The following is an 11,730-nucleotide window of genomic DNA, read 5'->3' as shown; positions in this document are numbered from 1 at the left end:
CGCGCTAGACCCCGTCGCGCCAGAGGGCAAGGCGGCTCCGTAAACTGAGCCGCTTTGCACGCATGAACCTCGTTTCCCGCGGCCTGTCCCGCCTTCGCGAAGTGGCACTGGCGCATTGGGTCGCCGCGCTGTGTCTCGCCGTGCTGGCAGTCGGCGTGCAGGCCGTGCAGCCCGACCATCGTCCCAAGCAACCCGCCGACGCGCATTGGGTCGGCAGCTGGGCTGTGGCGCCGCTGGACTTTCGCGAGCTGGCCGCGAACCCGGCCGTGGCGCACAAGCCCGCACCCGGCGGCGATCAATTCCGCGGGCAGACGCTGCGCCAGCAACTGGCGCCCACGCTCGGCGGCGATCGCATCCGCATTCGTTTTTCCAACCGCTTCGGCAAGGCGCCGCTGCGCATCGCGGCGGCGAGCGTGGCGCGCAGCACAGGCGCCGATGCGATTTCTCCGTCGACGTTGCGGGCGCTGCGTTTCGGCGGTCGCACGAGCCTGACCCTCGCGCCCGGCGCGGAGGCATGGAGCGATGGCGTTGACCTGAAGATCGAGGCCGGTCAAACGATGGCGGTCAGCGCCTTCTTCGATCGTGCGACGCCCTACGGCACGGTGCACCTGCTCTCCGTCGACACGAGCTGGGTCGCGCCGGGCAACGCGGTGGCGGCGCCGAAATTGCAGGGCGCGACGACGCTGCCGCTGAACCACATCGTGACGGGCCTGGACGTACTCACCACGAAGTCGGTGCGCACCGTGGTCACGTTCGGCGATTCGATCACCGCGGGTGGCGGCGAGTCCGGTGATGGCGCGTACCCCGACATGCTGGCCACGCGGCTGCGCAACAGCCCGCAGGCGGCGCACGAGGTGTCGGTGGTCAATGCCGGCATCGGCGGCAATCGCCTGCTGGTCGATGGCATCGGGCCCCACGGGCTCTCTCGCTTTGCACGCGATGCGTTGGGGCAGAGCGGCGTGACGCACGCGATCGTGCTGCTGGGCACCAACGACATCGGCCGCAGCGTATTCCTGGGCGCGCCCGGGAACCCGGACACGGTGCACGATCTGCCGACCGCCGAGCGCATCACAGATGGGCTGCAGCAACTGGTGAAGCAGGCGCGCGCCAAGGGCGTGAAGATCCTGCTCGGCACGGTGCCGCCGTTCCGGAACACGCCGTACTGGAACGAAAACAACGAGGCGATGCGCACCGCGGTCAACCGCTGGATCCGCAGCCGCACCGACGTGGATGGCGTGATCGATTTCGATGCCGCACTGCGCGACCCCGCGGACCCGCGGGCGTTGAATCCGCAGTTCGACAACGGCGACCATCTGCACCCCAACAAGGCCGGCCATGCGGCGATGGCCGCGGCCATCGACCTGAAGGAATTGCAGGAGTGAGCGCTCGCAAAAGCCAAAAGTAACGAAACAGGTCTACACAAGATTTCGTGCGCCGCTTACAGGCGGTTCACACGGCCCCGGCAGCATGAAGGCTCACCAACAACTCATGAGGGGTACCCCATGAAAAAACTCGCAATCTCCTTCGCTGTCGGCGCTGCCTCGTTGCTCTCGATGGGCGCTGCAATGACCATTCCCACGACCGCGCAAGCGCAGCCCGTGGTCATCCAGGTCGCACCGCCGCCGCCGCGCGCCGAACGCGTGCCGCCGCCGCGCCGTGGTTATGTGTGGGCGCCGGGGCACTACGAATGGAAGCGTGGGCACCACGTGTGGGTCCGTGGCACCTATGTGCGTGCCCGTCCGGGCTACGCGTACCGCGCGCCGGAATGGCGTGAGAACAATGGCCGTTGGGAATACAACCGCGGTCGCTGGGACCGTGACGGCGATGGCGTGCCGAACCGCTACGACAACCGTCCGAACAATCCGAACCGCAACTGACGCGGAGCCCCGGCGCAATGCCGGGGCTGCGGGACTCTCTAGCGGATGCTGATCAGCTCGAGGGTCTCGCGCACCTGGAACGCACCGCCGCTGGTGCCGCCGCGCGTCTGGGCTTCGAAACGGATCACGCGTCCGAGTTCGGACGAGTACCAGACGTCGGCCTTGTAGGCGCCGTATTGGTTGCCGACCACCGCGCCCGCGTTCGCGAAGCGCTGCGTGAAGCCCCGGTACTCGATACGCACCGCCTTCATCTCCTTGCCGCCGACCGTCACCACGGTGTCTTCCATCACCGTCGCGTTGAGGTCCATGTTGATGCGTGAGCCTCCGAAGACAGACCCATAGCTTGTCCGCCAGGCGGCCTCCTCCTTGAGATTCGCCTTGCCCCAGCCGCCGGGCGGCATGGCCGAGTCGAACTCGCCCGCGATGGCGGTCGTGACGCTCACAACCTCGCCGCCGGGCTTCTCGATCCATCCGCCGTTGTTGAAGCTGATGCGATCGTCAGTGGCCGGGTCCGCGCGGTAGATCACCTTGCGGTAGGTGTTGGTCAGCCGGTCGTGCAATTGGTACTCGATGACGCTCGGACGGCCCGCTGCAGCGATCGCGCTCGTCGTGGCCGTGCCGCCCGTCGCCGCCATGGGAGGCAGTGCAGCGAGGCGTTCGACGGCCACGCGGCCGCGCGCCGGCAGTTCGGCGATCCATGCAGAGGGCATCGCAAGATTGGCCATGGGTGTCGTGCCCAGCAAGCCCACCAGCCGTCCCTGCGCGTCGAACAGTCCGGCGCCGCCAAGCCCCGCCTCGGGGGGCGATGCGAGTTGCAGCGCTTCGAGTTCGCCTGCGCCGCTGCGCCGCATGCCGGCGAGCATGCCAATGCCGAGCGTGAGTTCCTTGCCTCTCGGCGCTCCGACGATGTAGAGCGGCATGCCGACCTGCAAGGCCGTTGCCGGTGCAATCGCCGGGGTTGGCGGCGTGAAGTTGGCGATGCGCAACTGGCACAGATCGCGTTCGACATCCGGAAATTCCAGCGTCGCGCCGTAGCTCACGTTGTCGCGCTTCAGCGCTACCGAACTGGCTTTCGCGAGCAACTGGCAGCTCGTGACGGCCGTGCCCGGTCCGGTGGCTACAGCGCTGCCGGTGGCGAGGGTCTTGCCTTGCGCATCGCTAGCCTGCACCACCCAGACGGAAGGGGACACCCGCGCGAAGAGCGCATCGGGTGCAAGCGGGGTCTGGGCCGATGCGGGAAGCGAGACAGCCAGGGTCAGCGCAAAGGGGGCGAGCAGATGTCTCATCGGGCGGGCTGCAGGAGCAGTCGGAGATCGTTGACGGGCGTCCTGGCGAAAGGCGTGGCCTCGGAGGTCGCAGGTACGGGTGGCGGGCTGGGTGCGGCCATCGGCTGGATGGTGGCAACGCTTGCTGGCGCTGGCGCATTCGGCGTGACTGCTGCTTGCCGGACGGGTGTCGCGGTTGGCGTCGGGGCGGGGGGCGTTGGCGTTGCGGGGAGCGGTGGTGCAACCGGCGTCGTGCTCGCCGCCTTGGCCGAGGCCGGCTCCGTGCCGCCGTAGGCCAGCGGTGGCAATGCGCTGCGGCCTTCCGTTTCGCCGACCCGCGCGAACGCTGGGCGGCCGACGAGAAAGCCGATGCCGATGCTCATTCGCACGTAGGCGGTCTGCTTGGGCCGCAGCACGATGTCGATGCTGCCCTCGGCCTCGGTCTGGGCGGTGGCCCGGTAGGTGCCGGCCGGCCTGTCGATGAAGAAGAAGCTGTTGGGCTGCGACTTGCCGACGACCTGGCCGTTGACCGAGACCTCGGGCTGTACCGCCATGCCCACGATCGAGTCGCGATAGAAGTAGATGCGCCCCTCGTTCTCGCCGAGCGAGGGGAGGCTTTGCGAAAGCTCCGAGAAACGCGGCCCGGTGGCCGAACATCCGAACAGGCAGGCTGAAAGAACAGCCAGCAGAAACCCACCGAACCAACGTCGCATTGCGCCTTCTCCTCTTTTGGCGCCGGATGCTACACCCGCCTGCAGCGGCGGATGCCGCGGGTTTTCAGCGGAACACGACCGTCCGGTGCCCGTTCAACAGCACGCGGTGCTCGCTGTGCCATTTCACCGCGCGGGCCAGCACCTGGCTCTCGGTGTCGCGGCCGCGGGCCGTGAGGTCTTCGACGGTGTCGGTGTGGTCGGCGCGGGCCACGTCCTGCTCGATGATCGGGCCTTCGTCGAGGTCGGCCGTCACGTAGTGGGCGGTGGCGCCGATCAGCTTCACGCCGCGGTCGTGCGCCTGGTAATAGGGCTTGGCACCCTTGAAGCTCGGCAGGAACGAGTGATGGATGTTGATCGCGCGGCCCGCCAGGCTCTTGCACAGGTCGTTGCTGAGCACCTGCATGTAGCGTGCGAGCACCACGAGTTCGGCGCCTTCGGCCTCGATGATTTCCAGCTGCTTCGCCTCGGCTTGCGGCTTGGTCGCGGCCGTCACCGGGATGTGGTGGAACGGCACGTTGTAGCTCGCGGCCAGCTGGTAGAAATCGCGGTGGTTCGAGATGATCGCGCGCACGTCGATGGACAGCAGGCCGCTTTTCCAGCGGAACAAGAGGTCGTTGAGGCAGTGGCCTTCCTTGCTGACCAGGATCACCGTCTTCATCGGCTCGGCGGCGGCGTGCAGCTGCAGGTTCATGCCGAAGCCGGCGGCGAAGGTCTTGAGTTCCTCGCGCAATGCGGCTTCGCTGTGGTCGCTGCAGGCGAAGCGCACGCGCATGAAGAACAGGCCCGTGCCGTGGTCGTTGTACTGGGCGGCCTCTTCGATGTTGGCGCCCCGCTCGAGCAGGAAGCCCGAGACGGCATGCACGATGCCCGTGCGGTCGGGGCACGAGAGATTGAGGATGTAGGCGGGCGTGGCGGACACGGGGGGCGTTGGGGTCGTCATGAGGGGCGCAATTGTCGCAGGGGTGCCAGAATCGCGATTTTCCCTCGACAGATAACCGCAGGAGCGAGACATGGCCTACCAGGACTTCAACATGGGCAACCAGTGGCTGCCCTTCACCCCCAACCGCCATTTCCAGAAAGACCCGCGCGTCTTCGTGGCGGCCGACGGCATGGAATTCACCACGCACGACGGCAAGAAGGTGATCGATGGCGTCTCCTCCCTCTGGTGCGTGGGCGCGGGCCATAACCGCAAGCCCATCAACGAGGCCATCAAGACGCAGCTCGACACCCTCGACTACGCCACCGCCTTCCAGGTCAGCAACGACAAGGCCTTCCGCGCGGCCGAGATGATCGCCGCGCTCGCCCCGGGCGATCTCAACAAGGTGCTGTTCTGCAACTCAGGTTCTGAAGCCGCCGATACCTCGATGAAGGTCGCACTGGCCTACCACCGCGCACGCGGCGAGGGCCACCGCAACGTGTTCATCGGCCGCGAGAAGGGCTACCACGGCGTGGGCTTCGGCGGCATGTCGGTGGGCGGCATTCCGGGCAACCGCAAGGTGTTCGGCTCGGCCTTCCTGCCGCGCGTGGACCACATGCGCTTCATCCACGATCCGGTGAACCACGCCTACATCCACAACGAGGAGCCGGTGTGGGCCGAAGACCCGCTGGTCGAGCTCGAGACGCGCATCCTTCCGCTGCATGACCCGAGCAACATCGCCGCGATCATCGTGGAGCCGGTGGCGGGGTCAGCCGGCTGGTACCTGCCGCCCAAGGGCTACCTCAAGCGCCTGCGCGAGATCTGCGACAAACACGGCATCCTGCTGATCTTCGACGAGGTCATCACCGGCTTCGGCCGCATGGGCACCAACTTCGCGTCGGACTATTTCGGCGTCGTGCCCGACATGCTGAACTTCGCCAAGTGCGTGACCAACGGCGTGATTCCGCTGGGCGGCGTGATCTGCCGCGACAAGCTCTACGACGCGATGATGTCGACCGACGCGCCCGAGCACGTGGTCGAGTTCTTCCACGGCTACACCTACTCGGGCCACCCGGTTGCGTGCGCCGCGGCCATCGCCACGCTCGATCTCTTCAAGGAAGAAAACCTCTTCGCCCGCGCCGGCGAAATGGGCAAGGTGCTGGGCGATGCGTTCCACAGCGCCTTCAAGGGCCTGCCCAACGTGATCAGCATCCGCAGCCTCGGTCTCGCCGCGGCGGTGGAGCTCGCGCCCATCGCGGGCAAGCCGGGCAAGCGCGCCTTCGACATCTTCCTGGACTGCTTCCACAAGGGCGCGCTGGTGCGGCCCGCGGGCGACGTGCTGGTGATGGCGCCGCCCTACATCGTGGAGAAGTCGCACATCGACACGCTGGTGAACACGCTGGCGGATTCGATCAAGAAGCACGCCTGACGCGAGGCGGGCCGGCGCTTTATTCGCAGATGCGGACGTTGGGCTGCTTCTCGTAGCAGCCGGCCGATCTCGTCGTCGCGGCGCAGCGGCCCGGGGTGGAGGAAAGGGCCTGGGGCGGTTTCTCGCAGTTGTTCTGGCAGTCCCAGTCGCCCATGCAGATCTTGTCGCCGTCGGTGGTCGGCGTGACGCATTGGGCCATCTTGGACAAGCCACGCATCTCCCAGCTGCCGGCCTTACTCACGCAGTCGGCCTTGCGCGACACCAACGCGCTCACGGGCTCCCGGCAATCCGTGGCTGCCGCCCACATGCGCGGGCCCTCGATGCGCCAGGACAATTCTGCGCATCCCTGAGGGCTGCGTATCCGCAAGTCCGAGGCGTTGGCGCGAACGCTGGGCAGTGCCTCTATCTGCCACTGGCATGCCGCGCTGTCGGGATCGCATCCCCTGCCAAGAGGGATGTACTGCTCGATCATCGACTCCCCTTGGGCGTTGAAAGCAACGGCTTGTTGATCGCAGAAGATGAAGTAGATGGGCTCGCCGCCTTGCGCTGTGCTCTTCCAGACCAAGGTCTGGTACTCACAGCGGCCGAACAGGTTGGCGAGCACTGGGAGCTTGCCGATGCGCGCGATGGCGCGTTGGTCTGCCGCCGTGGGCAAAGACTCGCCGAGCCATCGGACCGGCGTGCGTGCGTGGGCCAACGGCGAAAGCAGGTTCAACAGCGACACGAAGAGAAAAGCGATGCGTGCGCGCATGAAAACGCCTGTTGCCTTGTCTTGCCGCATGGTTTTCGCAAGGATGGGTCGGTGCACAGCCCGCTACGAGCCCACGAAGTCGGCAATCGCCTGCACCGCGGGTTGATCCAGCCCACCGAAGCCATGCGTTGCCTGATGGCCGCAAAGGTCCCCGACCGGTTTGCCGCCGCTCAGTTTGACCTCCGACTTGCGCGGCGCACTCGTGAGCCGGTCGACGACGAGCGGCAGGTCGCGCGGCGCGGTGACCGAGCAGGCATCTTCTTCGTGCTGCAGCACCAGTACCGGGACGCGGATGTCTTCCAGCGGGAGGTGCGTCACCGCTTTGCCTGGCGTGAAGGTGGAATCGCTGGAGATGGGGGAGGCGAGTACCAGTCCGTCGGGTCCCGCGGGCGCTGCGCCCAGCTTCAAGGCGGCGGAAACCGCCGACTCCGTTCCGCGGCTGTGGCCGATGAGCCAGACTGGCACGCCAGTCTGCTCCCGGAGCCACTTGACGGTGGCGCCGATGTCGGCGGCGTGCTCGGCGCTGTCGCGAAAACCGCCGAGCCCCGAGCGCTTGTCCAAGGGCGCATCGATCACCACGACGGCAATGCCCCGCTGCGCAAAGAGGCCGCGCGTGCGAACGAGAAAGCCCTGGTCGCCCCAGCCCATGCTGCCGTTCGGAAAGAACTTCAACGACCCGTGGCCTCCCGCAATCAGCACGGCAGCAGCGCGCGGCTTGATGTCCGGTTCGACATACAGCATGCGCTGCGTGATGCCCGGTCGTGTCGGAAGGTCGACGATGCTCTCCTTGGCGACGGCGTGTGACGCCGACAGTGCCAGGAGACCGGCGGCGGCCCATCGGGCGACGACACCTTGTGCGCGCGTGAAGACCATGCAGTTCCCCCTCGTTGTTTGAATCGGCGCGGTGCGCCGGCCCGTGGCCGGCACCACTATATCGGCGGCCTTCGCGAATAACGTCCGTGAGAACGATGCGTGGCAGTTCCAGTCGAGCACCGACAAGGTCAGCCAGACCGCCATCGTGTCAGCCTACGGCAGAACGGGCCGCGCTTTCGTTCAGGGGGCCGCTGGCGCCTTGGCGGGGCGGCGCAACTCGGCGCAGTAATCCTTCTCGGGCAGCGGCGGCGTCAGCCAGGTCTTGTCGTAATCGCCCGCTTCGACGGTGTTCGTCGCCGAGGCCAGCAACCGCACCGAGGTCACCTTGACGTCGTCGGGCAGGTGCTGCGGCACGCCGAGCGTGCGCACCGTGTGGCCGGCGCCGGCGATCAGCAGCACGGTCTTGCCCGGCTGCCTGGATTTCACGATCGTCTGGGCCATCGCGCGGTCGCGGCCCACCTGGATGCGCGTCATCGGGATGATCTGCGACTCGGGCAGCAGCTTGCAGTGGCCTTCGCGCACGGCGTCCTGCTGCGCGGTGTAGGCCTCGCCGTTGAGCTGCACGTCGAGCGACACATCGGCCATCGCGTCCTTCATGCGCACGCGCGGCAGGTTGGCGCCAACCACCGGCACGCCGGCGCGCACGGCTGCCATCACCGCCGGGCCGTAGTTGGTCCAGGGCCAGGCCTTGACGCTCCAGCCCAAGGCGGTCTGCACTTGGGCCTCGCTTGCGGTGGGCGCGAGTTGCGCGGTGCTGCGGCCTTCCTCGGCCATTTCGAGCGCGAGCGCGGCGAGTTGATTGCGCGCGGCCAGCGCCTCGACGGTTTCGCGCTCGATCGCGTGGTGCTCGGGCGCATCGTGTTGCTCGCCGAGCAGCAGGGCATCGACCGGCAGCAACGCAGAGACGCGCTTCGCGACGGGCGCATCGGGACCGGGCGGAAAGAGGCGGGACGGGGAGCACGCCGCGAGGGCGGCTGCGACCAGGAGCGGGATCAGGAAACGTGGAGCCCGCGCGGGCCAGCGTTGAAAAAGCATCGGGCCATACTATCTGCGCGGTGCATGCGTGCCGTGCCATCCAATTGCGCTTTTCCCTGTCTCCTTTCCCCTGTTCCCCGTGCCTTTTCGCTTTCTCGTTCGCGTGCTGGCCACGCTGCTGCTCGCACTGGCCGCGGCGGGCGCTTGCCTCGCATTGCACACGCCGCTGCCCTGGATGATCGGCCCGCTGCTCGCGGTGTCGCTCGCCTCGATCGCGGGTGCGCCGACCGCCAGTTCCACGCCGCTGCGGAACGCCGGGCAGTGGACCATCGGCACCGCGCTCGGCCTCTACTTCACGCCGCATGTGGTGGGGCTGGTGGCCGGCATCTGGTGGGCGATTGCGCTGGCCATCGCATGGGCGCTGCTGCTCGGCTGGGGCTTCGGGCGCTGGCTGTACGGACTGCATGCGTCGCGGATGCCGCATGTGCCGAAGCGCGCCATGAGAGCCACTGCTTACTTTGCCGGCGCCATCGGCGGCGCGTCGGAGATGACGCTGCTGGCCGAATCGGCCGGCGCCCGCACCGACCTCGTGGCGGCGGCGCACAGCCTGCGGCTGGTGGTAGTGACGGTCACGATCCCGTTCGCGATGCAGTGGAGCGGGCTGCAGGGCCTGGAGATCAACCCGCCGGGTGTGCGCGAGGTGAATGCGGGCGGGCTGGCGCTGCTCGCACTGGCCACCGGAATCGGCGGTCTTGTGATGCGGGCGCTTGGGCGCACCAATCCGTGGTTCATCGGGCCGCTGCTGGTGGCGATGGGGTTCACGATCGCCGGGCAGTCGCTGTCGGCGGTGCCGACGTGGATGTCGAACGCTGCGCAGCTGGTGATCGTGGTGAGCCTGGGCGTGCGCTTCAGCCGGGAGTTCCTGCACACGGCGCCGCGCTGGCTGGGCTCGGTGGCACTGGGCACTTTCGCGATGCTGGTCTTGTGCGGCGGGGTGGCGTGGTTGCTGGCGCGGGCGACCGGGCTGCATCCGGCCACGATGTTGCTGAGCACTTCGCCGGGCGGCATTGCCGAGATGGCGATCACGGCCAAGGTGCTGCAGCTCGGGGTGCCGGTGGTGACGGCCTTCCAGGTGTGTCGGCTGGTGGCGGTGCTGCTGCTGGTCGGGCCGATGTTCCGGTGGATCTACCTGCGCAGCAAAACCGCGCGCCCATGAAAAAAGCGCCCGGCGGGGGCGCTTTCCTTGCTGCGGGTGGCCGGGCGTTCAGTGCACCAGCACAGGGGTGTGGGCCAGCTCGGCGTAGCCCTCGAGGGTGTCCTCGACCTCTTCCTGCGTGGGGGTGTTGAGCTGCCAGGCGGCGATCTGCTGCTGGAACAGTTCGGCCCAGGAGCCGTCGAGGTAAACCTCCTTGCCCGAGCGCTTGTCCACGATTTCGAAACCGTGGCGCTCCAGCACCGGCACATTGGGCTTCGCGGGCTCGTCGCCTTCATTCGGCTGCACGTGCACGACGACGAAGGACTCCGAGTCGTAAAGCATGTTCATGGCGGGACCGGTGAGGATGTCGATGGCGTTCATGGTGTTTACATAGCAATCAACGCGCCAGTTTCAAGAAGCGTTGTCGCGGAACGTTTTGGCATGTGAATCTTTTTGCCTCAATTGGTGGGCGCCTCGGGTAGGGGTTTGCGCAATTGGGCGTCAGCGAAGTCGCCGTTTGCCTCGGTTTGCTTGATGCGGACCGGCAGGTAGCCGTACCTCGGCGCCAGCCAGAGTTCCAGTTTCCGGTCGAATTCCTTGCGGGGCGTGCGGGTGAGCTTGCGCGCGGTGTATTCGCCGGCCGGAAGCTGCAGCTTTTCCTCGTCGCCGACCACGAAGACCCAGACATCGCCGTCGCGCACACCCACGGTCTGGACCGAGATCCGGGTGCCTGCCGGGTAGCGCTCCGGGCTGGCCGCCAGCAGGCCGCCCAGCTGCATCATCACGCTCATGCGGTCCTGTGCGCCGGGCTGCAGCGGCACGGGCGGGGCGTTGTTGCTGAACACGATCTGCCCCTGGTCGCGCACGAAATGCGAGGCCACCTCGGCCTTGCGGCTCTCCGAATAGCGCTCGGGCTCCAGGCCCGAGGGGCCGATCTTGCCGGTGCTGTGCCAGTTCAACAGTGTGAAGAACACCGCCTTGAGCGTGAGCCGCCCGTCGTAGCGGCTGCCGTCCTGCAGCCAGACGAGTTCGCCGAACACGCCGCGCTGCGGGGAGGCGCCGGTCTGGCCCGTGGCTTCGAAATCGAGCGTGACGGAGCCTGGAATCCGCAGCGCCTGGGTGCCGGCGATGGTGCCGGCGGCTTCGCTGCCGCCTGCCGTTGTGCCGCCCGGCGTGCCGCTTCCAGTGCCGGCAGCCGCGGCAGGTGCGGGTTCGGGGGCTGCCGGTGCGTTGGCGGGCGCTTCGGGCGAAGTTGCTCCTGAATCGGTAGCAGCCTGCGCCGTCAGATCGGGCGTTTCCGGGGCGGGTTGCGTCGACGCGTCCGGTTCGGGAAACGGCTTCGGTTGCGGCTTGGGCGGCGTCGGCGCCCGCGGGCGCCGGGGCTTGGCGGGAGGCGGCGGCTTGGCCTCGACGGGCGCGGCGGCAGCGGCCGGTGCCGCGGGCTTGTCCGCCGCGGGCGGCGCGATCACGATGGTCCGGGTGATGAACTTGTTCGCGAGCGGCGAAGGCTCCGGCCCGACCGCCATCGGCGCGACCCCGAGCATCAGCAGGTGCACCAGCGCGACCACCAGCGTCAGCCCGATCAGCACCCGCCAGGACGGACGCCCGGGCAGGCCGGCCGGCAGCAAAGACCGCGAAGGGGGGGCGACGAGCGTCGACATCAGGTGTGGAGTGGGCGGTTGCAAGGAGGTTCAGGAAGACCACCTCGGTAAACTGCCGCCCGTTCAACCAGTTTA

12 protein-coding genes are annotated in these 11,730 nt (G+C 67.7%); 4 read left to right on the top strand and 8 right to left on the bottom strand.

Annotated elements, in window-relative coordinates:
- The first annotated feature begins 62 nt into the window (after positions 1-62).
- Together VARPA_RS27225 and VARPA_RS27220 are read left to right on the top strand one after the other, a co-directional pair.
- A complete protein-coding gene (locus tag VARPA_RS27225; RefSeq protein ID WP_013543811.1) occupies positions 63-1,382 on the top strand; it encodes a GDSL-type esterase/lipase family protein in 1,320 nt (439 codons plus the stop codon).
- A 120-nt stretch (positions 1,383-1,502) separates the two neighbouring features.
- Complete coding sequence (locus VARPA_RS27220) at positions 1,503-1,877, top strand: YXWGXW repeat-containing protein (RefSeq protein ID WP_013543810.1); 375 nt, start codon at positions 1,503-1,505, stop codon at positions 1,875-1,877.
- Between the two features lie 38 nt (positions 1,878-1,915).
- Here VARPA_RS27220 and VARPA_RS27215 read toward each other — a convergent pair whose 3' ends face one another.
- From VARPA_RS27215 to purU, 3 genes are all read right to left on the bottom strand, one after another.
- Positions 1,916-3,163, bottom strand: coding sequence for a S1 family peptidase (locus VARPA_RS27215; protein ID WP_013543809.1), 1,248 nt, complete (start codon positions 3,161-3,163; stop codon positions 1,916-1,918).
- Positions 3,160-3,855, bottom strand: coding sequence for a DUF2846 domain-containing protein (locus VARPA_RS27210; protein ID WP_013543808.1), 696 nt, complete (start codon positions 3,853-3,855; stop codon positions 3,160-3,162). Before VARPA_RS27210 ends, VARPA_RS27215 begins: the two co-directional genes overlap by 4 nt.
- Before the next feature lie 64 nt (positions 3,856-3,919).
- Positions 3,920-4,795: a formyltetrahydrofolate deformylase gene (gene purU / locus VARPA_RS27205; RefSeq protein ID WP_013543807.1), complete on the bottom strand. Its 876-nt coding sequence runs from the start codon at positions 4,793-4,795 to the stop codon at positions 3,920-3,922.
- Positions 4,796-4,865: 70 nt separating this feature from the next.
- Here purU and VARPA_RS27200 point away from each other — a divergent pair, with 70 nt between their 5' ends.
- On the top strand, positions 4,866-6,200 hold the full coding sequence (locus VARPA_RS27200) for an aminotransferase class III-fold pyridoxal phosphate-dependent enzyme (protein WP_013543806.1): 1,335 nt from the start codon (positions 4,866-4,868) through the stop codon (positions 6,198-6,200).
- 19 nt (positions 6,201-6,219) lie between these two features.
- Here the strand turns inward: VARPA_RS27200 and VARPA_RS27195 are convergent, their stop codons facing one another.
- The 3 genes from VARPA_RS27195 to VARPA_RS27185 form a co-directional block, all read right to left on the bottom strand.
- Entirely contained in the window at positions 6,220-6,951 is a 732-nt protein-coding gene (locus tag VARPA_RS27195) for a hypothetical protein (protein ID WP_013543805.1), read from the bottom strand.
- A gap of 63 nt (positions 6,952-7,014) precedes the next feature.
- Positions 7,015-7,968 carry an alpha/beta hydrolase gene (locus VARPA_RS27190; RefSeq protein ID WP_234974873.1) on the bottom strand — a complete coding sequence of 318 codons (954 nt, stop codon included), beginning with the start codon at positions 7,966-7,968 and terminating at the stop codon, positions 7,015-7,017.
- Positions 7,969-8,004: 36 nt separating this feature from the next.
- Complete coding sequence (locus tag VARPA_RS27185) at positions 8,005-8,859, bottom strand: ChaN family lipoprotein (protein WP_013543803.1); 855 nt, start codon at positions 8,857-8,859, stop codon at positions 8,005-8,007.
- A gap of 79 nt (positions 8,860-8,938) precedes the next feature.
- On the opposite strand from VARPA_RS27185, the gene VARPA_RS27180 reads away from it, so the two are divergent.
- On the top strand, positions 8,939-10,015 hold the full coding sequence (locus tag VARPA_RS27180) for an AbrB family transcriptional regulator (protein ID WP_013543802.1): 1,077 nt from the start codon (positions 8,939-8,941) through the stop codon (positions 10,013-10,015).
- A gap of 48 nt (positions 10,016-10,063) precedes the next feature.
- Here the strand turns inward: VARPA_RS27180 and VARPA_RS27175 are convergent, their stop codons facing one another.
- Together VARPA_RS27175 and VARPA_RS27170 are read right to left on the bottom strand one after the other, a co-directional pair.
- On the bottom strand, positions 10,064-10,342 hold the full coding sequence (locus tag VARPA_RS27175; protein ID WP_041944045.1) for a DUF3567 domain-containing protein: 279 nt from the start codon (positions 10,340-10,342) through the stop codon (positions 10,064-10,066).
- Positions 10,343-10,452: 110 nt separating this feature from the next.
- Positions 10,453-11,655: a DUF3108 domain-containing protein gene (locus VARPA_RS27170; protein WP_013543800.1), complete on the bottom strand. Its 1,203-nt coding sequence runs from the start codon at positions 11,653-11,655 to the stop codon at positions 10,453-10,455.
- Positions 11,656-11,730 lie beyond the last annotated feature (75 nt).

Origin of the sequence: Variovorax paradoxus EPS (assembly GCF_000184745.1) — a bacterium.
Taxonomy (GTDB): Bacteria; Pseudomonadota; Gammaproteobacteria; order Burkholderiales; family Burkholderiaceae_C; genus Variovorax; species Variovorax paradoxus_C.
Note: the sequence above shows the minus strand (reverse complement) of the source record. Positions and strands in the feature narration are given on the sequence as shown.

Coding starts and splice junctions, on each gene's coding strand:
- VARPA_RS27225 (WP_013543811.1), top strand. CDS start 63: ATGAACCTCGTTTCCCGCGGCCTGTCCCGCCTTCGCGAAGTGGCACTG.
- VARPA_RS27220 (WP_013543810.1), top strand. CDS start 1,503: ATGAAAAAACTCGCAATCTCCTTCGCTGTCGGCGCTGCCTCGTTGCTC.
- VARPA_RS27215 (WP_013543809.1), bottom strand. CDS start 3,163: ATGAGACATCTGCTCGCCCCCTTTGCGCTGACCCTGGCTGTCTCGCTT.
- VARPA_RS27210 (WP_013543808.1), bottom strand. CDS start 3,855: ATGCGACGTTGGTTCGGTGGGTTTCTGCTGGCTGTTCTTTCAGCCTGC.
- purU (WP_013543807.1), bottom strand. CDS start 4,795: ATGACGACCCCAACGCCCCCCGTGTCCGCCACGCCCGCCTACATCCTC.
- VARPA_RS27200 (WP_013543806.1), top strand. CDS start 4,866: ATGGCCTACCAGGACTTCAACATGGGCAACCAGTGGCTGCCCTTCACC.
- VARPA_RS27195 (WP_013543805.1), bottom strand. CDS start 6,951: ATGCGCGCACGCATCGCTTTTCTCTTCGTGTCGCTGTTGAACCTGCTT.
- VARPA_RS27190 (WP_234974873.1), bottom strand. CDS start 7,968: ATGGCGGTCTGGCTGACCTTGTCGGTGCTCGACTGGAACTGCCACGCA.
- VARPA_RS27185 (WP_013543803.1), bottom strand. CDS start 8,859: ATGCTTTTTCAACGCTGGCCCGCGCGGGCTCCACGTTTCCTGATCCCG.
- VARPA_RS27175 (WP_041944045.1), bottom strand. CDS start 10,342: ATGAACATGCTTTACGACTCGGAGTCCTTCGTCGTCGTGCACGTGCAG.
- VARPA_RS27170 (WP_013543800.1), bottom strand. CDS start 11,655: ATGTCGACGCTCGTCGCCCCCCCTTCGCGGTCTTTGCTGCCGGCCGGC.